Origin of the sequence: Exiguobacterium sp. s56 (genome assembly GCF_018618255.1) — a bacterium.
Taxonomy (GTDB): Bacteria; Bacillota; Bacilli; order Exiguobacteriales; family Exiguobacteriaceae; genus Exiguobacterium; species Exiguobacterium chiriqhucha.
Genome location: NZ_JACSLR010000002.1, coordinates 95,735 through 122,067, shown reverse-complemented (window position 1 = coordinate 122,067; position 26,333 = coordinate 95,735). Strand labels below are relative to the sequence as shown.

At 54.2% G+C, this 26,333-nt stretch carries 31 protein-coding genes; 24 read left to right on the top strand and 7 right to left on the bottom strand.

Annotation, left to right across the window (positions count from 1 at the left end; all coding sequences use genetic code 11):
• Nucleotides 1-18: 18 nt before the first annotated feature.
• The 6 genes from KNP71_RS03570 to KNP71_RS03545 are packed head-to-tail and all read left to right on the top strand — an operon-like array spanning nt 19 to nt 5,037.
• Nucleotides 19-1,188: an ABC transporter substrate-binding protein gene (locus KNP71_RS03570; protein ID WP_214798430.1), complete on the top strand. Its 1,170-nt coding sequence runs from the start codon at nt 19-21 to the stop codon at nt 1,186-1,188.
• Nucleotides 1,175-1,948 carry an ABC transporter permease subunit gene (locus KNP71_RS03565; protein WP_214798427.1) on the top strand — a complete coding sequence of 258 codons (774 nt, stop codon included), beginning with the start codon at nt 1,175-1,177 and terminating at the stop codon, nt 1,946-1,948. Before KNP71_RS03570 ends, KNP71_RS03565 begins: the two co-directional genes overlap by 14 nt.
• A complete protein-coding gene (locus tag KNP71_RS03560) occupies nt 1,945-2,646 on the top strand; it encodes an ABC transporter permease (protein WP_021067647.1) in 702 nt (233 codons plus the stop codon). The genes KNP71_RS03565 and KNP71_RS03560 overlap by 4 nt, the downstream gene beginning before the upstream one ends.
• A complete protein-coding gene (locus KNP71_RS03555; RefSeq protein WP_214798424.1) occupies nt 2,643-3,530 on the top strand; it encodes an ABC transporter ATP-binding protein in 888 nt (295 codons plus the stop codon). The genes KNP71_RS03560 and KNP71_RS03555 overlap by 4 nt, the downstream gene beginning before the upstream one ends.
• Nucleotides 3,530-4,111: a CDP-alcohol phosphatidyltransferase family protein gene (locus KNP71_RS03550; protein ID WP_214798421.1), complete on the top strand. Its 582-nt coding sequence runs from the start codon at nt 3,530-3,532 to the stop codon at nt 4,109-4,111. Before KNP71_RS03555 ends, KNP71_RS03550 begins: the two co-directional genes overlap by 1 nt.
• Entirely contained in the window at nt 4,108-5,037 is a 930-nt protein-coding gene (locus KNP71_RS03545; protein ID WP_214798418.1) for an NAD(P)/FAD-dependent oxidoreductase, read from the top strand. The genes KNP71_RS03550 and KNP71_RS03545 overlap by 4 nt, the downstream gene beginning before the upstream one ends.
• 39 nt (nt 5,038-5,076) lie before the next feature.
• Here the strand turns inward: KNP71_RS03545 and KNP71_RS03540 are convergent, their stop codons facing one another.
• The gene (locus KNP71_RS03540) at nt 5,077-5,391 is read right to left on the bottom strand and encodes a thioredoxin family protein (RefSeq protein ID WP_029595313.1); all 315 of its coding nucleotides are present in this window, start codon (nt 5,389-5,391) and stop codon (nt 5,077-5,079) included.
• A gap of 128 nt (nt 5,392-5,519) precedes the next feature.
• Here KNP71_RS03540 and KNP71_RS03535 point away from each other — a divergent pair, with 128 nt between their 5' ends.
• Nucleotides 5,520-6,059, top strand: a complete 540-nt coding sequence (locus KNP71_RS03535) for a PadR family transcriptional regulator (protein ID WP_021067642.1) — start codon at nt 5,520-5,522, stop codon at nt 6,057-6,059.
• A gap of 3 nt (nt 6,060-6,062) precedes the next feature.
• Here KNP71_RS03535 and KNP71_RS03530 read toward each other — a convergent pair whose 3' ends face one another.
• Nucleotides 6,063-6,893: an aldo/keto reductase gene (locus tag KNP71_RS03530; protein ID WP_214798415.1), complete on the bottom strand. Its 831-nt coding sequence runs from the start codon at nt 6,891-6,893 to the stop codon at nt 6,063-6,065.
• 76 nt (nt 6,894-6,969) lie between these two features.
• Between KNP71_RS03530 and KNP71_RS03525 the strand changes: the two genes are divergently transcribed.
• Together KNP71_RS03525 and fur are read left to right on the top strand one after the other, a co-directional pair.
• Nucleotides 6,970-7,500 carry an NUDIX domain-containing protein gene (locus KNP71_RS03525; RefSeq protein WP_021067640.1) on the top strand — a complete coding sequence of 177 codons (531 nt, stop codon included), beginning with the start codon at nt 6,970-6,972 and terminating at the stop codon, nt 7,498-7,500.
• A gap of 112 nt (nt 7,501-7,612) precedes the next feature.
• Nucleotides 7,613-8,092 (top strand): ferric iron uptake transcriptional regulator, encoded by a 480-nt coding sequence (gene fur / locus KNP71_RS03520; protein ID WP_016509373.1) that lies wholly within the window; start codon nt 7,613-7,615, stop codon nt 8,090-8,092.
• Between the two features lie 46 nt (nt 8,093-8,138).
• On the opposite strand, the gene KNP71_RS03515 is transcribed toward fur, so the two are convergent.
• From KNP71_RS03515 to KNP71_RS03500, 4 genes are read right to left on the bottom strand one after another with little or no spacing between them, the layout of a single operon-like run.
• Nucleotides 8,139-8,975 (bottom strand): Cof-type HAD-IIB family hydrolase, encoded by an 837-nt coding sequence (locus KNP71_RS03515; RefSeq protein ID WP_058763860.1) that lies wholly within the window; start codon nt 8,973-8,975, stop codon nt 8,139-8,141.
• A gap of 12 nt (nt 8,976-8,987) precedes the next feature.
• Entirely contained in the window at nt 8,988-9,368 is a 381-nt protein-coding gene (locus KNP71_RS03510) for a VOC family protein (protein ID WP_021067638.1), read from the bottom strand.
• Entirely contained in the window at nt 9,365-10,546 is a 1,182-nt protein-coding gene (locus KNP71_RS03505; protein WP_058763854.1) for an MFS transporter, read from the bottom strand. The genes KNP71_RS03510 and KNP71_RS03505 overlap by 4 nt, the downstream gene beginning before the upstream one ends.
• An 11-nt stretch (nt 10,547-10,557) precedes the next feature.
• Complete coding sequence (locus KNP71_RS03500; RefSeq protein WP_214830018.1) at nt 10,558-11,568, bottom strand: ROK family transcriptional regulator; 1,011 nt, start codon at nt 11,566-11,568, stop codon at nt 10,558-10,560.
• Nucleotides 11,569-11,792: 224 nt separating this feature from the next.
• Between KNP71_RS03500 and xerD the strand changes: the two genes are divergently transcribed.
• The 6 genes from xerD (at nt 11,793) to KNP71_RS03470 (ending at nt 17,021) form a co-directional block, all read left to right on the top strand.
• A complete protein-coding gene (gene xerD, locus KNP71_RS03495; protein WP_021067635.1) occupies nt 11,793-12,677 on the top strand; it encodes a site-specific tyrosine recombinase XerD in 885 nt (294 codons plus the stop codon).
• Between the two features lie 23 nt (nt 12,678-12,700).
• Entirely contained in the window at nt 12,701-13,867 is a 1,167-nt protein-coding gene (gene deoB / locus KNP71_RS03490) for a phosphopentomutase (RefSeq protein WP_058763853.1), read from the top strand.
• 13 nt (nt 13,868-13,880) lie between these two features.
• Nucleotides 13,881-14,690 (top strand): purine-nucleoside phosphorylase, encoded by an 810-nt coding sequence (locus tag KNP71_RS03485; protein WP_021067633.1) that lies wholly within the window; start codon nt 13,881-13,883, stop codon nt 14,688-14,690.
• Nucleotides 14,691-14,718: 28 nt separating this feature from the next.
• Nucleotides 14,719-16,020: a pyrimidine-nucleoside phosphorylase gene (locus KNP71_RS03480; protein ID WP_214756568.1), complete on the top strand. Its 1,302-nt coding sequence runs from the start codon at nt 14,719-14,721 to the stop codon at nt 16,018-16,020.
• A gap of 114 nt (nt 16,021-16,134) precedes the next feature.
• Entirely contained in the window at nt 16,135-16,575 is a 441-nt protein-coding gene (locus KNP71_RS03475) for a peptidylprolyl isomerase (protein ID WP_214798409.1), read from the top strand.
• A gap of 89 nt (nt 16,576-16,664) precedes the next feature.
• Nucleotides 16,665-17,021, top strand: coding sequence for a GNAT family N-acetyltransferase (locus KNP71_RS03470; protein ID WP_021067630.1), 357 nt, complete (start codon nt 16,665-16,667; stop codon nt 17,019-17,021).
• 11 nt (nt 17,022-17,032) lie between these two features.
• Here the strand turns inward: KNP71_RS03470 and KNP71_RS03465 are convergent, their stop codons facing one another.
• The gene (locus tag KNP71_RS03465; protein WP_021067629.1) at nt 17,033-17,503 is read right to left on the bottom strand and encodes a DUF309 domain-containing protein; all 471 of its coding nucleotides are present in this window, start codon (nt 17,501-17,503) and stop codon (nt 17,033-17,035) included.
• A gap of 78 nt (nt 17,504-17,581) precedes the next feature.
• Between KNP71_RS03465 and KNP71_RS03460 the strand changes: the two genes are divergently transcribed.
• The 9 genes from KNP71_RS03460 (at nt 17,582) to KNP71_RS03420 (ending at nt 26,332) form a co-directional block, all read left to right on the top strand.
• The gene (locus KNP71_RS03460; protein ID WP_058763846.1) at nt 17,582-18,349 is read left to right on the top strand and encodes a segregation and condensation protein A; all 768 of its coding nucleotides are present in this window, start codon (nt 17,582-17,584) and stop codon (nt 18,347-18,349) included.
• On the top strand, nt 18,327-18,920 hold the full coding sequence (gene scpB / locus KNP71_RS03455) for an SMC-Scp complex subunit ScpB (protein WP_021067627.1): 594 nt from the start codon (nt 18,327-18,329) through the stop codon (nt 18,918-18,920). The genes KNP71_RS03460 and scpB overlap by 23 nt, the downstream gene beginning before the upstream one ends.
• Nucleotides 18,921-19,679 carry a pseudouridine synthase gene (locus KNP71_RS03450; protein WP_021067626.1) on the top strand — a complete coding sequence of 253 codons (759 nt, stop codon included), beginning with the start codon at nt 18,921-18,923 and terminating at the stop codon, nt 19,677-19,679.
• A gap of 136 nt (nt 19,680-19,815) precedes the next feature.
• Nucleotides 19,816-20,397, top strand: coding sequence for a redoxin domain-containing protein (locus KNP71_RS03445; RefSeq protein ID WP_021067625.1), 582 nt, complete (start codon nt 19,816-19,818; stop codon nt 20,395-20,397).
• A gap of 19 nt (nt 20,398-20,416) precedes the next feature.
• Entirely contained in the window at nt 20,417-21,964 is a 1,548-nt protein-coding gene (gene resB, locus KNP71_RS03440) for a cytochrome c biogenesis protein ResB (protein WP_021067624.1), read from the top strand.
• Nucleotides 21,964-23,148 (top strand): c-type cytochrome biogenesis protein CcsB, encoded by a 1,185-nt coding sequence (ccsB, locus tag KNP71_RS03435; RefSeq protein ID WP_214753079.1) that lies wholly within the window; start codon nt 21,964-21,966, stop codon nt 23,146-23,148. The genes resB and ccsB overlap by 1 nt, the downstream gene beginning before the upstream one ends.
• A 159-nt stretch (nt 23,149-23,307) precedes the next feature.
• On the top strand, nt 23,308-24,024 hold the full coding sequence (locus tag KNP71_RS03430; RefSeq protein WP_021067622.1) for a response regulator transcription factor: 717 nt from the start codon (nt 23,308-23,310) through the stop codon (nt 24,022-24,024).
• Entirely contained in the window at nt 24,024-25,727 is a 1,704-nt protein-coding gene (locus KNP71_RS03425) for a sensor histidine kinase (protein ID WP_058763840.1), read from the top strand. Before KNP71_RS03430 ends, KNP71_RS03425 begins: the two co-directional genes overlap by 1 nt.
• Before the next feature lie 53 nt (nt 25,728-25,780).
• Nucleotides 25,781-26,332 (top strand): cob(I)yrinic acid a,c-diamide adenosyltransferase, encoded by a 552-nt coding sequence (locus KNP71_RS03420; RefSeq protein ID WP_021067620.1) that lies wholly within the window; start codon nt 25,781-25,783, stop codon nt 26,330-26,332.
• The last annotated feature ends 1 nt before the right edge of the window (nt 26,333 follow it).

Genomic DNA, 26,333 nt, shown 5'->3' with positions numbered 1-26,333 from the left:
AAAAAAGGGGGAGACACGATGCGCCGATTGAAACAGTTTGGCTTGATGCTGTCACTCATCTTCCTCGCTGCCTGCGGGACGACGCGCGCCGAAATCGCACCGACGTTCGAACAGGCGGCCGAAGAAGCGAAACAGTCGACGGTCAATTTTTATATGTGGGGAGGCGATGACGGCATCAATCGCTATATCGATGAGTATGTCGCGCCCCGCCTGAAAGAGACGTATGACGTGGAGTTGAACCGCGTCCCGATGGACACGGCTGAATTCGTGCGTCAATTGTCGCTCGACAAGCGGGCGAATCGAGAAGAAGGAACGATTGACCTCGTGTGGATCAATGGAGACAATTTCCGTAACGCTGCCGAGGCGGATTTGTTGCAGGGTGACCTGCTCGACAAAATCCCGAACGCCAAGTTATTGAACGAGGAAGCGCAAGCGACCGATGCGGGAACTCCGACGAACGGGCTCGAAGTCGCTTGGGGGAACGTGCAGTTCGTCATGCACTATGATGCGGACAAAGTCAAAAATCCGCCGACGACGTTCGACGAATTACATCGTTGGACCGAAGAAAATCCTGGCCGTTTCACGTATCCTGAAGTGACAGACTTCACAGGAAACGCGTTCGTCCGCCATCTGCTCTACGCCGAGTATGGGACTGAGGCCGGTGACGGTGAGATTCCAGACGAGTTCTGGGAGAAGCTTGCGGCGTGGTCGCCGACCCTATGGAAACAAGGGACGACGTATCCGAAATCGCTGGCCCAGCTCGACCAGTTGTACGCCGCGGGTGACGTCTGGATGACGATGGGCTTCAATGAACGACGCGCCGAGGCCGAGCGTGAAAATGGCGTGTTTCCTAGTGGGACACGGGCACTCGTGCTCGAACATTCGATCGCCTCGACGCATTTTCTCGCCGTTCCATTTAACGCCAAAAATCCGAACGGTGCGCTCGTGGTCATCAATGAGTTGTTGTCGCCCGAAGCCCAGCTCGCCAAACAAGACTCGACGTACTGGGGAGACGGGACATCGCTCGATTTGACCAAACTCGATACGGCAGACCGTGACGCATTCTTAAAGCTCGATGAAGGTGTCACTTATCCTGACCCGGAACGTCTCGCCGAACGCTCGATCCCTGACTATGGTCCAGCCGTGATCGATGCGATTCGTGAGGAGTGGGACCGTGTCGCGAAGTAGTCTATGGCTTAGTCTGTTCGTTCTGGCATTACCGTTCACCGGTGTTGCCTTTCTGATTTACGAGACCATAGGGTTCGACTGGTCTGAGTTGAACGACGCGGCGTGGCGTGCCAGTCTCGCCGTGACGCTGTATGTGACAGTCGTTTCGACGATCCTCTCACTTGTCATCGGGACGTGGCTCGCCCGTTCGGTGTATCGACATCGGTCGACGTGGCTCGCGTCACTTCTCAGATGGCCGATGTTCATACCGCACGTCGCAGCCGCGTATTTATTTTATCTGTTGTTCTCAGGCGTCTTCCCATTCTATGGATTGATTGAGGCGAATGAACGCCACCATCTCGTCGTCATCTTCACGTATGTTTGGAAAGAAGTGCCATTCGTGTTTTTGATGGTGATTGGGACGTATGCCCAATTGAATCGGGGTTATTTGGATATGGCGAAAACACTTCAACTCACGCCGTTTAAACAATTTAAAGTGGCGGAATGGCCATTCCTCGTTAAACCGCTCCTCGATTCGTTTTGGGTGCTCGTCGCTTTTATCTCGTTTGCCTATGAAGTGCCGGCCTTGTTAGGGGTCACCTTCCCTGAACTGCTCGGGGTACTCGCCTACGAACGATTAACGACCGGGTTGTTTTTAAATGCGTACGAGTCGTATGCGGTCGCCCTCATCTGGACGCTATTCATCTTTATTGGTGTCATTAGCTCCTATGCGGTGACGGCGAAACGACGACGACGTATCGAACGGGGGGTGAGACGATGAGTCGGATTCTCACCGCTGGCTTGATCCTGTTCCCATTCATCGGGCTGTTTTTGGCGTTCCCGGCCGCTTTCAGTTGGGATGAGGCGTTCGGAAACACGGTCATCTATGTCATCATCCTCGGCTTCATCAACGTATGGCTCGGTATCGGTACGGCTTGGTGGCTTATGTTCACCGAGTCGAGATGGAAAACTTCAGTCGAATGGTTCACGTTCCTTCCACTGTTCATCCCGGTCATGGCCAGCATGTTCGGCATGTATATCGCTTTGGCGCAACTCGGCCTTGTCGGCACGCACATTGGAGTTGGCCTCGTCCTGCTCGTCACGACGTTGCCGTATTCCATCCGGCTGGCATATAACGCCATGTATGTGATTGGCCGAACGCTTCTTGAACAGACGTTGATGCTCGCCCCGTGGACCCGGTTCGGTCTCGTGCTATTCCCGCTCTTGAAAGAGACGATTCGAACGATCGTCTTGTTCTCGACGGTTATCGTCTTGAGTCAATTCGTGCTCGTTCAATTGATCGGAGCGGGGCTCGTTCCGACGGTCACAACGCGGCTTTATCAGTCCTATGCAGGCAATGACGTCTCGCTGGCGTTACAGAATACATGGGTGCTCATCCTCGTTCCGGTCCTCCTCTATCTTGGGCTCGGCGGACTGTTCGGCATCTGGATTAGATTGGTGAAAGGACGGTTGCAATGAGCTTAGTATTATCAGGCGTTCATAAACGCTTTAAAGACCGTGACGTGTTACGCGGCATTGATCTAGAAATTCCGAACGGCGAGATTCATGCTCTCGTCGGCGTGAGCGGGTCCGGGAAGTCGACGTTGCTCCGCATCATTGCAGGATTAGAGACACACGACTCCGGGACAGTGACGTGGGAGGAGACACCGCTTGACGGAGTGCCACCTCACTTGCGCCGGATCACGATGTTGTCGCAATCCCCGCTCTTGTTCCCACATTTGACGGTCGGGGAGAACGTGACACTCGCCACACCGAACCGATCGCGCCAAGAAGCAGAGACATGGCTCGCCCGCGTCCGGCTGCCTGGTCGCTATGACGCTGAGATTCACGAGCTTTCCGGCGGAGAACAACAACGCGTGAGCTTTTCCCGGGCACTCGCGGCTTCACCGCGGCTCATTCTGCTCGATGAGCCGTTCACGAACCTCGATCCCGAGCTCAAATATGAGTTGCAACGTTTGATTCGCGACCTCGTTCGTGAACTTGGATTGACGGCGCTCCTCGTGACGCATGACCGGGAAGAAGCGATGCTCGTCGCTGACCGGGTGACCCTGCTCGAAGCGGGGCTCGTCCGCGCGAGCGGCACCCCACAAGCGTTATCCGAGACGGAATCGACGTTCGGCGACTTTATCGAACTGGGTGGCAGTCTGTATCCCTCGCTTCATATCGAGGTGACGGACTCCCCGACGGACGAGACGGTCGTGCTGATCCGGTCGTTCACGCGATTCGGGCATCGTCTCGGCGAATATCGCCGCGGCCAGGGGGACTACGTCATCTTGCCACGGGATGAATCGTTCCGAGACGGTGAGACGTATTATTTACGTAAGAGACAAGGAGGAATATGATGTTAGACACATACGGTAGCCGGTTCGTTCGTCCCGTCATCGAACGTGGGGCCGATCGGCTCTTGAAATGGAAGTTCACCCCGAATGAGGTGACCGTCCTCGGGGGCATCATCGGCGTTTCGGTCTGTCTCTTCATTTACAACGACATGCTGTGGACGGCCGTCTTGCTATTATGGGTGTCCGGTCTGTTCGACGTCCTCGATGGGACGATGGCGCGTCGCTCGCAAAAAACTAGCTTCGGGACGGTACTCGATCTCGTGTTCGACCGCATCGTCGAGATTGCCGTCGTCATCGCGCTCGCCTTACGCCATCCGGAGCATATGCCGGTCTTTCTGCTGTTGCTCGGGTCGTTCGTCGTGGCGATGACATTGTTCCTCGCCGTTGGGGCGAGCAGCTCCCGTCGGTCGGAGAAGTCGTTTTATTACCAACCTGGTATTTTAGAACGGACGGAATGCTTCATCTTGTTCACGCTCATGATTTTATTCCCGACATGGATTGGCGTCATCGCGACGATTTTCCTCGTCCTTGAAGTGTCGACCATTTTACAGCGGTTGTTAGAAGCGCGGCGGATTTTACGATGAAGCCGCGTCTCGTCCTCGTCGGACTCGGTCACGGGCAACTTGAGATTCTCGCTCGGCTCGACGCGCTCCATGAACGGTATGACGTCCAGTATATCGGGGGACGCGAAACGATATACACGGGCGCGTTCCCGCAAGTGATCGCCGGGGAGATGGAATCGGCGACGACACGGTTGCGCCCTGATGTCACGCCGGTCGCCAATCGCCTCATCGGGCTCGATCCGGATGCCCGAATCGTCGAGACCGAACACGGGCAAGTCGGATATGATCTCCTCGTGCTCGCGACCGGTGCGAAAAGTCGTGGACTCGGGACGGGCCTCAAACCGATGACGTCATATGTGTTGGACGACATTCTCAACAGTGAGGCGGTCACCGTCGTCGGCGGTGGCAAGGCCGGGGTCGAGCTCGCCTTCGCATGCATCCGACAAAAGCGGCGCGTGACATTGTATGCGCGTCGCCTGTTGCCTGAACTCCCACGGCGCGTCGCTCAGCGTATGGCACGTCGTCTCGTCCGGAGCGGCGTGACGATCATCCTGGCCCCGTTCCAACCCGGACAAGGGGACGGACTCGTCTTGGATGCGACCGGTGTCGTCGCCGACGACTGGTGGTCAGCGGCCGGACTGGCGGAAGAAGCGGCGTTCATCGAGACCGAAGACGATTTACGGCACCCGGTCTATCGCGATATCTTTGTTACGGGCGATATGGCAGCCCGATTGAACGGCGGCGTCGATGCCGTCCGCTCGGGCCGACACGTCGCACGTCTGCTGCTGGGCACAAAGCGGCCGTTCAAATCACGGACATCGCTCAACATCTTGCTGACGACTCCGGGACAAGCACTCTTGACGTACGGGAAGTTGACGTGGCACGGGCGGTTACCGTTTTGGTTGAAACGGACAATCGACCGACGCTACGTCGAACGATTTACTTGAAAGAACGAAAAAAGACGACCATGACGGTCGTCTTTTTGTTTAGTCGTTCAACGTATCGAGGAACGAGCGGATTTGCATCTCTGTCTTGGCGTTCGCCGAGTGGAGATGCTCTTGTTTGACGCCTTCTTTATAGAAGAGAAGCGAGGGAATGCCCCGTACTTCTTGCGCGTCCGACAGTTCCGGCAATTCGTCGCGGTCGACGACGTACCAGTTGAACTGTGGGTAGTCTTTGACGAGCTCGTCGACGTACATGTCGAGTCGACGGCAGTCAGGGCACCATGACGTCGTGAAGACGACCATGCCTTTATCTTGAATGGCTTCTTGGAATTGCTGATCGGATTGAATCGGTTTCATAAAAAATCTCTCCCTTCACGTATATTGTCTGTGTAATCGCAATGGGCGTCAACCGATTGGCATTCTCGGTCGCGCTGCAATATGTGATACACTAATAAAAATAGAACCGCAAGGGATAGGTGATGGTTATGGCGTTACGTCATGCACTACTCGGGTTATTGACCCATCAACCCGCTACCGGCTATGCCTTGAACGCGACGTTCAAAGCGCAAATGATTCATTTTTGGCACGCCCATCATACACAGATTTACCGTGAACTGTTAAAAATGGAAGACGAAGCACTCGTCTCCTCTGAGCATGTGGCCCAACATGATTTACCGGACAAAAAGATTTACTCGATCACCGACACGGGACGTCAAGAGTTGATCGACTGGTTGCGGCAACCGACCTCGTACCAACCGAAAATGAAAGACGAGAACTTGCTCCGGGTCAGCCTGTTGCAGTTGCTCCCGCTCGACGAGGCGATTCGCTACGTCGAAGAGACGAAAGCGCATCACGAGCAAGTCGCCCATCAAATCCGGGCGTTTCAAGCGGCCCATCAGTCCGAGGCCGATACGCTCGGCTATTTACTGACGAGCGAGTATGCGATTCGGATGATGGAAAACTACGCCGGTTGGGCCGATTGGGCCATCGAACAAATGAAACAACGTGACACCGATGCGACCTGACGTTCAGGTCGCATGTTTTGTGTAGGGGTGAATAGGCAGCCGTGCCAACAGCTCATCAAGTTTGTCCGAATCGACGTCGGCTTGATTGGCGGCAATCAATTCGTTCAATTGATCGACCGAAGAGGCACCCGGCAGGACGACGGCACACGTTCGTTTCGCGGCGGCAAGGGCGTAAGCTTGAATCGGCGTCGGGATCGTCGGCAACACGTCGCGTAACTCTGATGCAGTCCATGCTTCGAAGCCTTTGTCCGTCAAGCGCTCGGACCACTCGGCGGTCAATAGTCCTTTGGCGAGCGGTCCGCGCCCGACAATCGGGATGTCGAGGTCGAGTGATTCGACGCGACGATCGAGCAACGAATAGGGCGTCATCAAGACGTCGAGTTCACCGTGCTCGAGCCAATAGTGAATGACGTTCGGACGAATCGAGGACAGTCCGATTTGTCGGACGACCCCGGCTTGTTTTTGCCGGCGCATGAAGGCGATTGTCTCATCGAGGTCGTCCTCGATCGTGCCGCCATGGACGTAATATAAATCCAAATAGTCAGTCTGGAGACGTTCGAGCGAATCGGCGAGCGCCTGCTCCAAATACGCGGCGCTCGGATCCCAGCGCATCCCATCCTCCGTTCGCACGTTCCCGCCCTTGCTCGTCAAGAACAGTTCGTTCCGGCGTCCGGCAAACGTCGAACCGACTAGACGTTCCACCTTGAAGTGATCGTAGACGTCGGCCGTATCGAAATGCCGAATCCCAGCGTCGTAGGCGGCCTCTAGAATCCGACGACCTTCTGCTTCCCCGTGTTTTAAAATCGACATGGTTCCTAATCCTAACTCTGCCATTGATAATTCCTCCTTGTTCCGTCTGACGATATGAATCATAATCACAGTATATAGGAAAAGTGAGGGGTACATACAAATGGAAGAGAAAACGATTGAACGGGAAGTCATTTACGAAGGAAAGATCTTTAACGTTGAGAAACACGTCGTCTCGCTCCCGAACGGAGGGACCTCGGTCCGTGAACTCGTCTACCATAACGGGGCCGTCGCCGTCCTCGTCGTCGATGAAGACGATCGCATCGTCCTCGTCGAGCAGTACCGGAAAGCGTTTGAATCGATGTCACTCGAGATTCCGGCCGGTAAATTAGAAGTCGGTGAGGAACCGCTCGCGAGCGCGAAGCGCGAACTCGAAGAAGAGACCGGTTATACGGCCGAGACGCTCGAAAAAATCTTCTCATTTTACGGGGCACCCGGTTTTTGTAGTGAACGGGTCGATGTCTATGTCGCCCACGGCTTGACGGCCGGTACGATGAACCTTGATGAGGACGAGTTTTTACAAGTCCAACGCTTCACGTTCGACGAGGCGGTCGACTTGCTGGCGAGTGGACGCATCACTGACGCGAAGACGATTATGGCGATTCAGTGGTGGCAATTATCTAAATTGAAATGATTCTAAACTAGAGTGAGTTATGTTACACTTACATAGGAATCATTTTAATTTGAAAAACCGGACGAACTTCGGTATGCTTTGAATAGTGAATTATGCTAAGAGGGGGCGCCTTATGGAAACGCGAATTGAACGGATCAAACAGCAATTGAGCGCCAAAGGATATAAATTGACACCGCAACGAGAATCAACTGTCCGGATTCTACTTGAGAATGAGACGGACCATTTGAGCGCAGAGAACGTGTTCATGCTCGTCAAAAGCATCGCACCGGAAATCGGGCTCGCGACCGTCTATCGGACGCTGGAGCTATTGACGGAGCTCGGTGTCGTCGACAAAGTCAACTTCGGTGACGGCGTCGCCCGTTTCGACCTCAGACCAGAAGGCGCGAACCATTCGCACCATCATCTCGTCTGTGTCGAGTGCGGTTCGGTCGAGGAGATCATGGAAGACTTGCTCGTCGACGTCGAGAAGAAAGTCGAAAGCAAATACGAATTTTTAATCAAAGATCATCGCTTGACGTTTCACGGCATCTGTAAAGTTTGCCAAGCCAAAGGCGTCACGCTCGAGGGTCATAAAGCAGTCATCAACGGATAAAGCAAGACAGGCAGCCCCTCAAAGGCTGCCTGTCTTTTATATGTCGTCACGTCGTCAAGTAACGGGACAAGACGGTGGCAATCCCGTCTTCATTGTTCGATGTCGTCACTTCCGTGGCGATGGTCAAGATGTCCTCGACGGCGTTGCCCATGGCGACGCCGATGCCGGCATACTCGATGATCGACCGGTCGTTATGCCCGTCACCGAACGCGATGACACGGTCGCGGCTGATCCCGATGTTTTGGAACACATGGTCGAGCGCCCGGGCCTTGTCGATGCCGAGATCCGTGAACTCATAGTACATGGCGGCCGTGAACATGCCGGTGACGCGGTCCGTGAACGGTCCGGCGAGAGAAGCGGCATGCGCCTGCAGATAGTCAGGTTGTCCCGCGACGAGAATCTTATAGACGGGGAAATGGATGGCGTCGGCGAGACGGGGTGCTTCCCGTAATCGGAACCGACCGCCGCGCGACTCATACTCAATAATATTGAACGGCTCACCGTTCAACTCGAGCATGCCGTTGAAGACGTCATTGACATACATATACGTCTCGTCATTGATCATCGGAATGACGTCGAAGCCGGTCAAATGATCCAAAATGGCACGAGCGTCGTTCGGATGAATCGCCTGTTCGAACAATGTTTCATTCGTCGCAGCATCCGTGACGCACGCCCCGTTCGAGGAGACGATGAGTCCCCCGTATTCATGCAGTCTGAGCTCTTCGGCGAACGGTTCGATGCCCCGTTTCGGCCGGCCGGAGGCGAGTACGACTTTTTTGCCTTCCGCCTGGAGGTCGAGCAATATCTGTTTCGTGCGCGGTGAAATCATCTTCTGGTCGGTCAATAACGTTCCGTCAAGGTCGAGTAAAATCGCCTGAATCATCGTCTCATCTCCTTAAATCGTCAATTCAAGTTTATTTTGTTCGGGGTCGAGCAGGACACTTTCATAATAACCGTCTCCCGTCGTCCGCGGTCCGTCGATGAGCGGATACCCGTCGACTTCGAGTCGTCGTGTCAACGCATCGACCGCCTCTTTGCTACCGAGCGCGAACGCGATATGCGCGTAGCCAATCGTTTCGCGTGGTGTGCCTTGGACGTCCGGGCGTCGCATCAACTCGAGCCGGCATGTCGAATCAGGGAACGTCAGAAAATAGGATTCGAACTGTTTTTGTTCGTTCGTATACTTGTCGTTCGCAGTTGCCCCGAGGTACGTCTCGTAGAAGCGGCGCATCGGTTCGAGGTCGTTCACCCATATGGCGATGTGTTCGATTTTCATGTGAGTTCCTCCTTTGATGGTTGGTGCATGATCAAGTTCAAGCGTTCCGTGTTCAAGAGCATCCCGAGCATAATCAAGACGGTCACGAGCGGGAATAGGCCGAGCGACGTCTGAGACACGATGAGTCCGAATAGCGGTGGCAGGAACGTGCTGCCCGTGTAGGCGAACGCCATCTGGAAGCCCATCAACCGTTTTGCCCGTTCCTTCCCGAACCGCTGTGGCGTCTCATGAAGCATGCTCGGGTAAATCGGGGCCAAGCCTAGCCCGATACAAATCAATCCGATCAACATCGCTCCGGTCGCCGGAATGAGAAACACGAGGCTACCGATTAAAGCGAAGGTTTGCCCGAGCCGAATCATTTGTCGATTCGTGAAGCGGAACGAGAGGAACCCGCTCAGGAAGCGACCGAGCGTAATGCTGCCGTAATAGATTGACACCCACGTCGCGGCCGTCGCGACAGAGAACTGTTTCATCTGGACGAGGTAACTGCTGGCCCACAGGCCGATGAGCGCCTCAATCCCACAATAGAGCAGGAACGTGGCCAGCGCATACGAGAGGCCTTTTGGCATCTTTCGTTCGAGCGCGGTCGCAGCCGTCTCTTGTCGTTCGAGCGTGGAGGGCTCCGTTTTGATTTCGCGCTTCCAAAGCGGGAACGACAGGAGCAGGAGGAAGGCGAGCGCGAACTGAATCAACGCGACGATCAAATAGCCGTCACGCCAACCGCTCTCCGTCAAGACACCGGCCATGACGAGCGGTCCGCCCGTCGCTCCGACGCCCCAGAAACAATGGAGCCAGTTCATATGGTGCGCCTGATAGTTTTCTGCGACGTAATGGTTGAGCGCGGCATCGACCGCCCCGGCACCAAGTCCGAGTGGAATCGATAGGACGAACAGCCAAATCAAGGACGGGGCCGCGTAAAAGCCGAGCAGGCACATTGCCGTCACGAGTCCGGAGCCGAACGTGACTTGCTTCGTATCGAAACGTTCGAGCAACCTACCGCTGAGTAGGCTCGATAAAATCGTGCCTGCAGCAATGGTCATAAAAATCCATCCGGCCATCGAGATCGGGGCGTTGAACTCGACGTGCATCAACGGCCAACTGACACCGAGCAAGGCGTCGGGCAGGCCAAGACTGATAAAGGCAATGTAAATCACGGTCAATAATAAAAATCCTGTCATAATTCACCTCTTCAAATCGATTCAAGGATCAACCCGACGCAACGTCGAGCTAAGCCTGCGAAATAATCTTCCTCCCATATGCCGATCAATAAATCTGGGGTGTGAGCCGCCGGAATATGACGCTGGCAGGCGTTCCGAATCCCCTCCAACTCGGTATCGACGAGATCGACGTCCGAAAAAATGATGGCGTGCGGATTGAGCGTCGCGGTGAAGGTCGCGACGAGCCGACCGAGCGCATCGAGCGCGGCGTCCGACAATGGGGCCGGGACCGACCGCTCACTCGCTATCCGGTCATGAAACGTCGAGTCGTCATAGAGCGGTAGAAACGAGATCTCCCCGCTGAACCCGGTCTTTCCACGGATGAGCTGTCCGTTGATGAGTATCCCGGCACCGGGTCCGTTTTTTCCCAGATAGATGTAGACGATTGACTGGTCGCCAGTGAGTTCGTGCGTGTGTCCGTATCCATAGACAGCCGCGTTCATGTCGTTCTCGATGACGGCAGGGCGAGCGGTGCGTGACTCGACCCAATGTTTCAAGTCGAGGTGTGCGAACGTCGTATAGTCCGGGGCGAAGATGACCGTCCCGTCCGCGACGGCCGCCGCGACGGCCGCCGCGACACCGACGGAGATCGCACTCACGTCGGAGGTCTGGTCCAACTGTCGATCGAGTACCGCACCGAGCGCACCAAGGTGGTCCCCGTCTAGAATCACTTGCGTCCCGTCGTCAATCGTTGCGCCCTTGCAATCGATGAGACGATAGCGGACGACCGTCTTCTCGACGTATAGCGTCAATCCGTGCGTGAACCGCTCATTATAGATGTAACGTTTGGAAGGGCGTCCGCCGCGTGAGTCCTCAAATCCGTGTTCGAACACTTCACCGGCTTGCATCAACTGCTCTAACTGCTTCTTGACGGTCGGAAAGCTGAGCCGGGTCGCCTCCGAGATGGCGGCGACGGTCGAGCGGCCGTTCAAGACGAGTTGCCGTCTGACGGCGACCGTCAGATTAGTAGTGGTCTGGTCCATGGACGACTCCTTCCTAACTTTTTAAATTGGTTTAATAAGTCGACTTGAGTGTACCAAATCGTGACGAGATTCGTAAGCCCCCAATCGGAAGGAAAGCGTAAAAACCTCACCAAAATCCGTCACAAAAAAGCTTTAAAAAAATGAGGTCAGACGTCTTCACAACGGTTTACATAAGTGATATGATGTAAGCGTATTCAGGTGTAACGAGAAAGGAGGGGGATGTCATGCGTTCGCAAGTCGAGTCATTTTTGCAGTACATGACGGTAGAAAAACGAATGTCAACGAACACGAGACAAGCCTATGCGAGCGATTTGACCCAGTACTTATCGACGTTGACCCAACTCGGGGTGACCGAATGGAATGAAGTCACGCGGGCACATATCGTCAAGCATATGGAAGAGTTGTCGCAAGCCGGTCGGGCCGCCTCATCATTGCGGAGGGCCGTCAGTTCGATTCGGACGTTCCATCATCATTTAAAGATGACGGGTGGGGCAACGACTGACCCGGCGCTCTATTTAGAGACGCCGAAAGCAGAGCGCCATCTGCCGGACACGTGGTCGCAAGACGAAGTCGAGCGGTTACTCGACAGCGTTCCGACGTCAGACCCGCTTGCGCTGCGCGATCGGGCCATGCTCGAACTGCTCTACGGCACGGGCATGCGCGTCAGTGAACTTCTTGGGCTCGATTTGGATGATTTACAGTTCGAATTGGGGTATCTACAGTGTGAAGGCAAAGGCGAGAGTGCCCGGATTATCCCGGTGTCATCGGTCGCCCAGAGTTTTGTCGAACGCTATATCCAGCAGGCGCGTAACGGGCTCGGTGGTCGGGAGACCGAGGCGTTGTTCTTGAACGGACGTGGCGGCCGGCTCAGTCGTCAAGGATTCTGGAAGATGATTAAACGACGGGCCAAAGAGGCTGGCATTCAAAAAGAGATCACGCCGCACGTACTCCGGCATTCGTTCGCGACACACTTGCTTGAGAACGGCGCCGACCTTCGGGCCATTCAACAGATGCTCGGGCATGCAGACCTCTCCACGACTCAAATTTACACACATGTCAATAAGGCACGACTTCATGATGTCTATCGAAAACATCACCCGCGTGCGTAACGACACCAAAGGAGGAACTTTTTGTGAAGAAATTTAAACGTATTTTCTTGGTCGTCATGGACTCGGTCGGAATCGGGGAGTCCCCGGATGCCGATCAGTTCGGTGACGTCGGTTCGGACACGCTCGGACATATCGCCCGTGAGCACGGTGGTTTAAACATGCCGCACATGGGCCGTCTCGGCTTGTCGAATATTAAACCGATTGAAGGAATCGAATCATCGGAGACGCCTAGCGCCTACGGACGCATGGAAGAGATTTCAGCAGGTAAAGACACGATGACCGGCCATTGGGAGATCATGGGCCTTCATATCGATACGCCGTTTCGCGTCTTCGAAGAGTTCCCGGATGACTTGATCAATCGTCTCAAAGAGTTCAGCGGTCGCGACATCATCGGTAATAAGCCGGCATCAGGCACAGAGATTTTGGATGAGCTCGGTGAAGAACACGTCAACACGGGCGCCTTGATCGTCTACACGTCGGCTGATTCGGTGCTTCAAATCGCGGCGCATGAAGAAGTCGTCCCGCTCGACGAGTTGTATCGCATCTGCGAATACGCCCGTGAAATCACGCGCGAAGACCCGTACATGCTCGGTCGCATCATCGCCCGCCCGTTCCTCGGAACACCTGGCGCTTGGGTCCGTACGTCGAACCGCCACGACTATGCGCTCAAACCGTTCGGCAAGACGGTCATGAACACGCTCGAGACGGCCGGTAAAGACGTGATCGCCCTCGGGAAAATCAGCGATATTTACGACGGCGAAGGCGTCACGAAAGCGATTCGGACGAAGTCGAACATGGACGGGATGGACAAGCTTGTCGAATCGCTCGATGAAGACTTCGAAGGACTCTGCTTCTTGAACCTCGTTGACTTTGACGCACTCTTCGGTCACCGCCGTGACCCAGAAGGCTATGCGATCGCGCTTGAAGAGTATGACGCCCGTCTACCAGAAGTGATGGAGAAGTTGCGTGAAGACGACTTGCTCATCATCACGGCCGACCACGGGAACGATCCGACGGCACCAGGCACGGACCATACGCGTGAATACGTGCCGCTCATCGTTCATCATCACGGCGCGACAGCAGTCGACCTCGGGATTCGAGGAACGTTCGCCGACATCGGCGCCACAGTCGCGGATAACTTCGATGTCGATGCACCAGCACACGGAAAGAGTTTCTTAAACGAAATTTGAGGAGGCACTACTCATGGTAAATTGGAACGAAACAAAGGCATTTTTACAGGAACGCATGAACGGAACACCAGAAATCGGACTCATCCTCGGCTCAGGACTCGGCGTCCTCGCCGATGAGATCGAGAACGCGGTCAAAATCCCTTACGAGGACATCCCGCACTTCCCGGTATCGACCGTCGAAGGACACGCTGGACAACTCGTCTTCGGTGACCTCGAAGGAAAACGCGTCGTCGCGATGCAAGGACGATTCCATTTCTATGAAGGTTACTCGATGGAACAAGTCACGTTCCCGGTCCGCGTCCTCAAATTGATCGGTGTCGAGACGCTCATCGTCACGAACGCGGCTGGTGCTTGCAACGAGTCGTTCAACCCGGGCGATTTGATGATCATCACGGATCACATCAACTTCTTCGGCACGAGCCCGCTCATCGGCAAGAACGCGAGCGACTTCGGGACACGTTTCCCAGATATGTCAGAAGCGTATGATAAAGAGCTCGTCACGTTGACGGAAGGTGTCGCTGCGAAGCTCGGCCTCTCGATTCAAAAAGGCGTCTATTTCGGAAACACAGGTCCGACATACGAGACACCAGCCGAAGTGAAGATGGCACGCCTCCTCGGCGGCGACGTCGTCGGCATGTCGACGGTACCTGAAGTCATCGTGGCCCGTCATTCGGATATGCGTGTGCTTGGCATCTCGTGCGTGTCGAACATGGCAGCCGGGATTTTAGATCAACCGCTCAACCATGAAGAGGTCATCGAGACGACAGAACGCGTCCGCCAAGACTTCCTTTCACTCGTACGCGGCACGATTCAAAGCATGTAACCACTACCCAATTAGGAGGACGAAACTTATGCGCATGGTCGATTTGATTTTGAAAAAACGTAACGGTGGCGAATTAAACGAAGAGGAGATTCGCTTCATCATCGAAGGCTTCACGAACGAGACGATTCCTGATTATCAGATGTCGGCCCTTTCAATGGCGATTTACTTTAACGGCATGACAGAGAAAGAGACGGCAGCCTTGACTATGGAGATGGTCAAGTCTGGTGACGTCATCGATCTTTCGAACATCCAAGGTAAAAAAGTCGATAAACACTCGACCGGCGGTGTCGGTGACAAAATCAGCTTAATCGTCGCTCCGCTCGTCGCGTCAATCGGCATTCCGGTCGCGAAGATGAGCGGGCGCGGTCTCGGCCACACGGGCGGGACAATCGATAAGCTCGAATCGTTCCCTGGTTTCAACGTCGAGTTGACGGAAGAACAGTTCACGAAGCAAGTCAACGATATCAAGATGTCCATCATCGGTCAGACGGGTAACTTGACGCCTGCCGACAAACGTCTTTACGCACTCCGTGACGTGACGGCGACGGTCGATTCGATCCCGCTCATCGCGAGCTCGATCATGTCGAAGAAAATCGCGGCCGGTGCCGACAGCATCGTCCTCGACGTCAAGACGGGTTCAGGCGCGTTCATGAAGTCGTTCGATGATGCAAAAGCGCTCGCTGAAGAGATGGTCGCGATCGGGAAGAACGTCGGCCGTCAAACGGTTGCCGTCATCACGGACATGGACCAGCCGCTCGGTTTCGAAATCGGGAACGCGAATGAAGTGAAAGAAGCGATCGAAGTCCTCTCGGGCAAAGACGTGAACGACTTGAAGACGATTGCCCTCACGATCGCCGGCCATATGGCTGTACTTGGAGAGTTCTATCCGACGTTCGACGAGGCGTACGCTGACCTCGAGAAACGGATGGCGGATGGTCATGCCCTCGAAGTGTTCCGTCAGTTCGTAGCGGCACAAGGTGGCGACGCGTCGCTCGTCGATGACTTGTCGAAACTTCCGCAAGCGAAGTATGAGACGACGTTCGTCGCGAAACAAGCGGGTTACGTCGAGTCGATTATCGCTGACGAAGTCGGTGTGGCAGCGATGCTCCTCGGCGCAGGTCGGGCGACAAAAGATGATCAGCTCGACTTTGCGGCCGGTATCACGCTCGAGAAGAAAGTCGGTGACAAGGTCGAAGCCGGTGACGTGATCGCCGTGCTCCGTTCGAACAAAGAAGATATGACCTCTGCGCTCGAGCGGATGGACCACGCGTATACGATCGGTGCGACAGAGCCGACGGCGCGTCCACTCGTCCACGCTGTCATCCAGTAAGTAGCTAGTCAGAACGTCTGTTTCCACAAAATAGTGGAGACAGACGGTTTTTTTTGATAGAATGGGCAATGTGTGAGTGAGAAAGACAATATGAACATAAAGGGGTAACTTGATATGAAAAAAGGATCAATGAAATTAGAGAACGGCGAAATGATCGAATTCGATTTGTTCCACGATGCGGCACCGATCACGGTTGAAAACTTCGAGAAGCTCGCGAACAGCGGTTTCTATAACGGTTTGACATTCCACCGGGTCATCCCAGGCTTCGTCAGCCAAGGCGGCTGCCCAGAAGGCACAGGCATGGGCGGCGCAGGCTACACGATCCCATGTGAGACGTCGACGTCATTCCCGTACAAGCATGAAGCCGGTTCGCTCTCAATGGCGCACGCTGGACGCAACACGGGCTCGTCACAGTTCTTTATCGTCCATGAGCCACAACCGCACCTTGATGGCGTCCACACGGTCTTCGGAAAAGTGACGTCTGGCCTCGAGTACGCGGTCAAACTTCGTCAAGGCACGAAGATGGCCGAAGTCAAAGTTTGGGACGAGAATTGATTTCTGCCTGAATCTTATGACACAATGAGCCATGTCTCTCACGTGTTCACTTAGTGAAACATGAATGACTAAAGGTGGTGAAACCAGCGATGCTGGTGAAATATAAACAATCGTACGAAAAGACGGCGATGGGCTTGCTCGCGTTCTCATGTAGCGACAAATCTCCGCTCGCCTTGCTCGAACTCGTCCGGTCCTACGAAGAAGACCCTGCCAAATTCCTTTATCTCTGGAGAGTCGGGGAAGACTTCGTCGGGATTATCGGGATGGAGCAACAAGAGACGACGATGTTCATCCATCATATTGCGCTGTCTCCGTCGTTCCGTGGCGAGAAACGTTCCTATGAACTGCTCGATGAGACCCGGAACTTATTGCCGCTCGACTTGAAGCTCGTCGGTCAAGGCAAGACCGGGGACTTGCTCGATAAATGGAATCAAGTCGTCATCTAAAAAAGCTAGGCTCAGCGCCTAGCTTTTTTGCGTGCCTCGAGCGCCCGGAGCCGCTCGGTGACGACCGGTGTCCGGTCTCGATACATATGTTTATGGACGAGCTCGTCAAACGTGAGCGCGGTCGGTTCGAATGTCGGTTTCAAGCGCTCGATTTGTCGGCGCGTCGATTTGTCGAGCGGCAGCGTCTCGGGGAGCGGCCAACACTCCAAATCCTTGGCGAACGTTTCCACATCGATGCCGTGCCCCTCGAGCTCGGTCGCGGCCAGCCCAAGTTTCTGTTGTAACGCCGCGATGCTCTTTTTCGCCCCGGCCGTATTGCCGCGGCGGGCATGGTAATGGGCGACGGCGTACTGAATCAAGGCGGCGTAACCTAAATCTTGACGGCCTCCGTCTTGCCATGCTTCCTCGAGCACTTCGTGGCATTCGAAATAATCGGCATGGCATTCAAACAAGAGCGTATACTGGATTAAAGGCGTTGACATCAAATTTCTCCTTTCGTGGTCACGGTACTACAAAACATGTTATACTAAAGCGCAAAAATGTAAATGGCAGGTGTCTCTATGGAAGCGTACAACGTCAAAATCGATACGTTCGAAGGTCCGCTCGACTTGTTGCTCCACTTGATCGGCAAGATGGAGCTCGACATCGCGGACATCTCTGTCTCCGAGGTCACGGACCAGTATGTCGCCTTTATCCGGACGATGCAAAAATTTGAGCTCGATGTGGCCAGTGAGTATTTGGTCATGGCGGCGACGTTGCTCCAATTGAAGAGCAAGCAGCTGTTGCCACCGGTACCGGTCGAAGAGGATGACATTCCTGACTTCGGCGAAGAACCGACCCGCGAAGGGTTGATTCGACAGTTGATTGAATATAAGGCCTATAAAGAAGCGGTCGTGTTCATGCGCGAGCAGGAAGAGTCTCGGCTCGAACTGTACAGCCGTCCGGGCGAAGATTTGACGCGCTATATGTCCGACCTCGTCCAACCGTACGACGGACCGCTCAACTTCTCGGACTTGTTGCACGCCTATTCGAAGATGGTCGAGCGCAAGCGGTGGAAAGAACGCCGCAAGAAGACGATCAAACGCGAAGAACGGACGCTGGAGGAGCAGATGACGCGGTTGCACGAGCATGTCTCGGCAGCAGGGACGACCTCGTTCTTTTCGTTTTTTGAAGAGCGGCCCGATGTCTCCGACCTCGTCGTCACGTTCATGGCGTTGCTTGAGCTAATCAAGTTGCGTGTTGTCACGACCAAACAAGAAGAACGGGACATTCAAATCTCGTTCGTCGAATCATCAAAGGAAAGGAATGAAGCCGTTGCTGTCTTATGAAACGATTATTGAGAGTCTACTGTTCGTCGTCGGCGAAGAAGGGATGGAAGTGCGTGCCCTCGCGGATACACTCGACATTTCGGAAGCCGCCGCCCGCGAACAGTTGAGTAAGCTAGAAGTATCGTTTAAAGACTCCGGTCGCCCGTTCCAATTGATTGAATCGGCGGGCGTGTACAAGCTCGTGACGGTCCCCGAGGTATCCGAGTATATTCAGCGTTACGTCGGCACGATGGCCGAACAAGCGTTGTCTCGGGCCGCGATGGAGACGCTCGTCATCATCGCGTACAAGCAACCGGTCACCCGGGCCGATATCGAAGAAGTTCGGGGCGTCAAAGTCGAACGCGTCATCCATACGCTGTTATCAAAAGGGTTGATTGAGTCGGCAGGCCGGGCCAAGACGATCGGACGGGCCAAGTTGTACCGCACGACCGAGCATTTCCTGGACCATTTCGGGTTTAATTCACTTGATGAATTGCCCCCATTAACGTTTGAAGACGAGCTCTCGGACGAAGGCGATTTGTTCTTCGGCCAGCCGTCTGCGATTATGCAAGATAGATTGGAGAATGAATAAATGGAACGTTTACAAAAAGTGATTGCCCAAGCAGGTGTCGCCTCACGGCGCAAAGCCGAAGAAATGATTTTAGATGGACGGGTCCGCGTCAACGGGAAAGTCGTGCGCGAACTCGGGACGAAAGTCGGACCGAAGTCTGAAGTCGAAGTCGACGGTGTGAAAATCGAACAAGAAGAGCATGTCTACTATGTCCTCTACAAGCCGAGCGGTTACGTCTCGACGGTCGAAGACGATAAAGGTCGTAAAGTCATCACCGACCTCGTCCCACCCGGATCACGTGTCTTCCCGGTCGGACGTCTCGACTATAACACGACGGGACTCATCATCTTGACGAACGATGGAGAGTTCTCGAACATGATGACCCATCCGAAGTTCAAAATCCCGAAACGCTATGTGGCGAAAGTGAAGAACATTCCTTCGTATATCGCGATGAAACAACTCGAGTCGGGCGTCGAGCTCGATGACGGATATAAGACGGGCAGTGCCCAAGTGAAGATGAAGACGGTCGACCATAAGAAAAACTCGGCCATTCTAGAAATCGTCATCTCAGAAGGCCATAACCGTCAAATCCGCCGCATGCTCGAAGCAGTCGGTTCGGAAGTCATCAAATTGAAGCGCGAACAGTTCGGTTTCTTGACGCTCGACGGTCTCACGACGGGCGAATGGCGTGAACTGTCACGCAAAGAAGTATCCAAGTTGCGTGAACTTGCCAACCCGACCGTACCCCCTGTACAACGAGGCAAGAAAAAGAAAAAATAACAACTAAAAAATCGTCCTGAGATAGGATGATTTTTTAGTTTGTGGAGATTGTGTGACAAAAAGATGAAAAAAGTCTGTTAATGTGCGTTTTTGGTGTTTTTTCAGTACAATAACAATTGAAGGATGGTGTGAACTCATGACGAAAGAAACAAAGTCGGGTGATCGCATGAATCAGGCGATGGCCCATAAGAAAAAACGGTCATTTTGGCGGCTCATGATCATGACGATGGTCCTGTTCGCAGGAGCGGTCGTCATCATGCAATTGATTGAACAAGCCGGTAACGACGGACGGGTCGAGGCCGGCGACGATGCGCCGAACTTCAAGCTCGTCAGTTTAGACGGGACGACGATGGTCGAGCGCGAGACATACGACGGCAAAGGGCTGCTCGTGAACTTCTGGGGCACGTTCTGTGAACCGTGTGAGAAAGAGATGCCGGTCGTCCAGGACAACTATGCGGCCCTTCAAGACATGGGCGTCGATTTTTGGGCGGTCAATGTCGGTGAGACACCGCTCCGAGTCGATAACTTTGTGAACGACCTCGGCGTCAAGCTCGACTATCCGATTTTGATGGACACGCGCAGCGAAGTCGAGAAGGCGTACGGGATTTATAACTTGCCGGTCACGTTCGTCATCGATGCCGATGGCAAAGTGATTGAAAAGTACGAAGGTGAACTCACGAAAGAGAAACTGATGGAGTTGGCCGAGAAGTCATTGTAAGCGAACGGGGGGCGCACATATGCTAGATATGAAATACGACGGCGCCGATTTACGATCGAAGCGTCGTCCACGGTCATGGATTGACCGGGTGTGGAGCTTTTTTGCATCGGTCAAGGTCGGTCTATGGCTCATCGGGCTCATCATCGTCGGATCGGCGATCGGAACGATTTTCCCGCAAGAGATGTATATTCCGCAACAGTTGCCGGCGAGCCAGTATTATACGGACGAGTACGGGACACCGGGAACGATTTATTACACGTTAGGATTCCATAACCTCTATACATCGTGGTGGTACATCACGTTGATCGTCATGCTGACGTTATCGCTCATCGTCGTGTCAATCGACCGATTTTTCCCGCTATATAAAGCGTTGAAAAACCAGCCGGTCCGACGTACCGATCGCTTCATGCGCGGACAACGTCTGATTGGGGAAGGCAAAGGCTCGGACGAACAAATCGATGCGTTCGGCGACGCCTTAAAAGCGAAGCGCTATCAAGTGAAGCGTGACGGCGACGCCTTACTCGCCGAAAAATACCGTTTTGGCCGTTGGGGCCCATACGTCAACCACATCGGGCTCGTCATCTTCTTCATCGGGGCGATGCTACGCGTCTTTCCGGCATTCCATACGGACACGCTCGAATGGGTGCGCGAAGGCGATACGGTTCCGCTCGAGGCGACGGATGATGAATATTATCTCCGCAACGATCAATTTATTTTAGAGATGTATGATCCGGAAAACAACGCCGAAGATGCGAAGTTTGCCGAGGCAATCGAAAAAGCGGGTGCTGTCCCAAAAAACTATGAGACGGAATTGACGCTGTTCAAGAAGACCGGAACGAACGAGGACGGATCGCCGCAACTCGAGGAAGTCGATACCGGTTCGACGAAAGTGAACCATCCGTTCAAGTTTGAAAAATATGAAGTGTATCAAGAACAGTATTCGAGTCGTCCAGAGTTCTTGTCAATGTCATTCAACGTCGCTGATAAAGAGACAGGCGACGTGTATGGACCGTTCACGGTCGATTTGACGAATCCGGAGACGACATACGACCTCGGTGACGTCACGGTCAAACTGAACGACTTATACCCGGACTTTGAAGTCAAGGACGGCCAGCCGAACACGAAATCGCCACGGGCGCTCAACCCGGCCTTTTTCATGGCGATTGACACACCGGACGGCACGACCGAATCGAACTTGATCGGGATTCGCTTGAACGTCGCCGACGAGGAGAATCGCTATGCGGTCCAATTCGCCGGGACGGAGATGGCGAGCACGAGCGGTCTTCGCGTCAAGAGTGACTCGACGTATCCAGTGTTAATCGTCGGGGGAATCATCTTCATGGTCGGGATCGTGATGGGTATGTATTGGCCGCACCGTCGCATCTGGATTCGCCGTCACGGCGAGACGGACGTGCTTGTCGCCGGTTTCACGAACAAGAACCCATCTTCACTTAACCGCGAAATCACACCGCTCCTAGAGAAACATGGCCTGCCGATCTGGGAAGATCAGGCACGGTTTGAAAAAAAGACAGACGACAACTCAACCAATGAAAGAGGGGAATCATAATGGAGTGGATTCAGTGGAGCAGTCGTTTGCTCTTCATCGCGTTCATCCTGTACGCCGTCGCGACCGTGTTGTTCACGATCGCGGTCAGCGGGATGCGCAAAGACCGCAACGTCAACCGTATCGCCTATGGAAAGTATGCGTTCATTCTGGCGGTCATCGGCTTTATTGCCCAAATGGGATATTTTATTTTACGGTGGGTTGGGGTCGGCTATGCGCCGGTATCGAACCTATACGAATACACGACGTTCTTCGGAATGATGATGGTGCTTGGCTTCCTCGTCGTGTATGGCATTTATAAAAATGATGTGCTCGGGTTGTTCGCCATGCCGGTGGCGTTGCTCGTCATCGCGTTCGCCTCGATGTTCTCGAGCGAAGTGGCACCGCTCATCCCAGCCTTGAACAGTGTCTGGTTGAAGATTCACGTCACGACCGCAGCGCTCGGACAAGGGATTCTGGCCATCAGCTTTGCATCAGGCCTCATCTTCTTATTGAACGAGACATCGATGCGCGAGCAGTCGAAGTCTCGGACGTGGCTTGAAGTCACGATGTTCGTACTCATGTGTACGCTCGGCTTCATTCTCGTCTCGATGCTCTTCAAGGCGATTGGCGCCGGTGGCGTCGTCGAGTTCACGAACGATCGCGGAACGCAAGAGTCGTATGAGTACTTCATGCCGATGCTGTTCGTACCGGAAGGGGCGCAACTTGTCTCTGGTGCCAGCGGCTTGTCACTCGAGTTGCCGACGTTCATCAACACGTTGAAATTGAACACACTCATCTGGTCGGTCATCGCTGGCGTCGTGATTTATGTGTTGCTCCGTTTCGTCATCTTACGCAAGCGCGTCGCCGAGGCGTTACAGCCGCTCGCGAAAAAGGTCGACCTCGACCTCGCTGACGAGATCAGTTACCGTTCGATCGCCATCGGCTTGCCGGTGTTCATTCTCGGGGGCCTCATCTTCGCCATGATTTGGGCCCAAATCGCCTGGAACCGTTTCTGGGGCTGGGACCCGAAAGAAGTGTGGGCGCTCATCACGATGCTCATCTATATCTATTACTTGCATATGCGGATCCAGCGTGGCTGGACGGGAACGAAAGCGGCTTGGCTCTGTGTCGGTGGATTCGCCGTCATCATGTTCAACCTCGTCTTCGTCAACCTTGTCATCGCCGGTTTGCATTCATATGCGTAAACAAAGAAGTCACTCCGGTGGCTTCTTTTTTCATGGCGCTATCAACTGACCGTTGTGAAGCCAAATAATAGAGTGGTATAGTTATGAAAGAGAGCGAAATGTTCACAATTGTGCAACAATCGCTACATCTTGTAATGGTTCGATTAGGAGGTTTAGTGGATGGCTAATAAAACAAAAATTTTAGTGGTCGACGACGAGGAAAGAATTCGCCGACTATTAAAAATGTATTTGGAACGGGAACAGTACGTGATTGTCGAAGCGACGAATGGGGAAGAGGCGTTACAGCTCGCCCTCGAGCATAATTTCGATGTCATCTTGCTCGATTTGATGATGCCGAAAATGGACGGTGTCGAGGTGTGTACCGAACTTCGCAAATCGAAAGCGACGCCGGTCATCATGTTGACGGCGAAAGGGGAAGAAGTCGACCGTGTCCAAGGGTTCGAGGTCGGGGCCGACGATTATATCGTCAAACCGTTCAGCCCGCGTGAGGTCGTCCTGCGCGTCAAGGCGCTCCTCCGCCGTTCAGGATCGACCAAATATTTACGTACGGCTGAAAAATCAAAAGACTTAATCGTCTTCCCGCATTTGACGATCGATAACGACGCGCACCGTGTCACGGTCGACGGAGAAGAGATTGCGCTCACGCCGAAAGAATATGAACTGTTGTTCTTCTTGGCCAAGCAAGTTGACAAAGTGTTCTCACGGGAACAGCTATTAAAAGAAGTCTGGAACTATGAATTCTTTGGAGACCTTCGAACGGTCGACACACACGTGAAGCGACTCCGGGAAAAGTTGAACCGGGTCTCTCCAGAAGCCGCGCACATGATTACGACGGTATGGGGTGTCGGTTACAAGTTCGAAGTCGTCAGTGAGTGATGATTCGCCGCAATAGCATCGTCACAAAGCTGTGGTTGACGATTCTCGTGTTGGTCAGTCTTATCTTGTTCATCGTCTCCGTTCTGATGCTCGAGTTTTTCAACTCGTTTCATATTGATCAGGAACGAGGCCATTTGGCCAAACTCGGGGGACAAGTTCAATCCGTACTGCTCCAAGAAGGGGACGCATCGCGGACGGTTGATCAAATCATCGAAGTGTACGGCGCCAACTATATATTGGAGAACGGGACGGTCCGCTCGAATTTCGGGACCGAAGTCGATGGGCTCATGACCGAACTCGGACGTCAAGACTGGGAAGCGTATCAAGCCGTCGGAGAGACGTCGATCGGGAACTTCTCGTCGTTTGACGACCAGGCCGCGCTCGCATACCGGACGACGTTCTCACTCGAGACGGGCGAGTATACGCTTTATTTGATTGAACCGCTTGATGCGATCTCGAGTGCGAACGAAGGGGCCCGGACGATCATCTTTTGGACGGTCGCCTCGGCCATCATCGTCACGACCGTGTTCGCGTTCTTCTTATCGACGCGCATCACGGCACCGCTCCGGGAGATGCGCGACGCCGTCAACAAGACAGGGGAAGGGCAGTTCGACCTGCGCCTCGTTCAAAAGTCGAACGATGAGATCGGCGAACTGGCCGGCTCGTTCAACGCGATGAGCAGCCAGCTGTCGACGTATGTGAACGCGCTCGATCGGGAACGGCTACAATTGGCCTCGATTTTACGGTCGATGGCCGATGGGGTCATCACCCTCGACCGCCATGCGAACGTCATCGTGACGAATCCTCAAGCCCAACCGCTCCTCATTGACGAGCAACCGCACGAAGTCGTGTTGTCGCTCTATGAGGACGTCGTCGCCGGGGCTCCGGAGAAGACGATTGAAGTGAAACAGCACGACCATTATTACACGTTGACCGTGACACCGCTTCTTGGCGAGGACGATTTCGAAGGGGCCGTCGTCGTCATCCGTGACACGACAGAGAGCCATCGCCTCGACAAGATGCGGACCGATTTCGTCGCCAACGTCAGCCATGAACTCCGGACCCCGCTCGTGACGCTCCAAGGGTATTCCGAGGCGATTATCGACGGCATGACCGAGAGTGATGATGCGACGAAAGAATTCGCTTCCATCATCTATGATGAGTCACTCCGGCTCGCCCGTCTCGTCAACGATTTACTCGACTTGGCACGGATTGAATCAGGCAAAGAGACGATGCAATTCGCAACGTTCGACCTCGGTGAGTTTTTACCGCGCGTCATGCGCAAGTTCAACCAGATGGCGAACGAGAAAGGGATCACCCTCTCGACTGAGGCTCCGCGTCACACGATTGAGGCGGACGGGGACCGATTGGAACAAGTGTTCACGAATTTGATCGGCAATGCCATCGCACATACCGAGTCCGGTTCGATTCGACTCGAAGCGAGCGCAGAAGAGACCGGCTTCATGATCCGTCTGTCCGACACGGGCAGCGGCATCCCGAAAGAAGATTTACCGTTCGTGTTCGAACGGTTCTACAAAGCGGATAAAGCACGGACGAGCGGCGGCAAGGCGGGTACCGGAATCGGTCTCGCCATCGTCAAGAACGTCATCGATGCCCATCACGGCACGGTCGACGTCTCAAGCGCGCTCGACGAAGGGACGACGTTCACAATCCGTCTCCCGTACACGCAACCGCAGGCATAACGACAATGGTGACTCCTATGGGTCACCATTTGTGGCATAAAGGAGGAAATGACATGAAACTGTACACACGAGGCGGGGACAAGGGCGAGACGTCGCTCATTGGTGGACGCGTCTTGAAAGTCCATCCCCACATCCAGGCGATGGGGCTGTTAGATGAGTTGAACAGTCAGATCGGTCTCGCGCTCGCCCATCAGACGGACGAGACGCTCCGGACCCAATTGACACGAATCCAGCACGACTTGTTCGATCTCGGCTCGGAGCTGATGTATAAACAAGACCCGCCGCAACAAGTCGATTTAGTGATCGTCACCGAGCTTGAGACGTGGATTGACGAGCTTGAGGCCAAATGTCCCGAGCTCGTCCGGTTCATTTTGCCGGGAGGCAGTGTCGGAGCGGCAAGCCTGCATGTGGCGCGCACCGTCTGTCGCCGTGTCGAACGAGAACTTGTCAATGTCGATGCGGCCGTCCGTCAACTCCCGTACTACAATCGATTGAGTGATTACTTATTTACTGCGGCCCGTTACGCCAACGTCGTGGCCGGTGTGCCTGATCAAGAGTACGCCCGCGGTGCCGATGTCTTTAAAACGAAAAAGAAGAAGGAGTAGA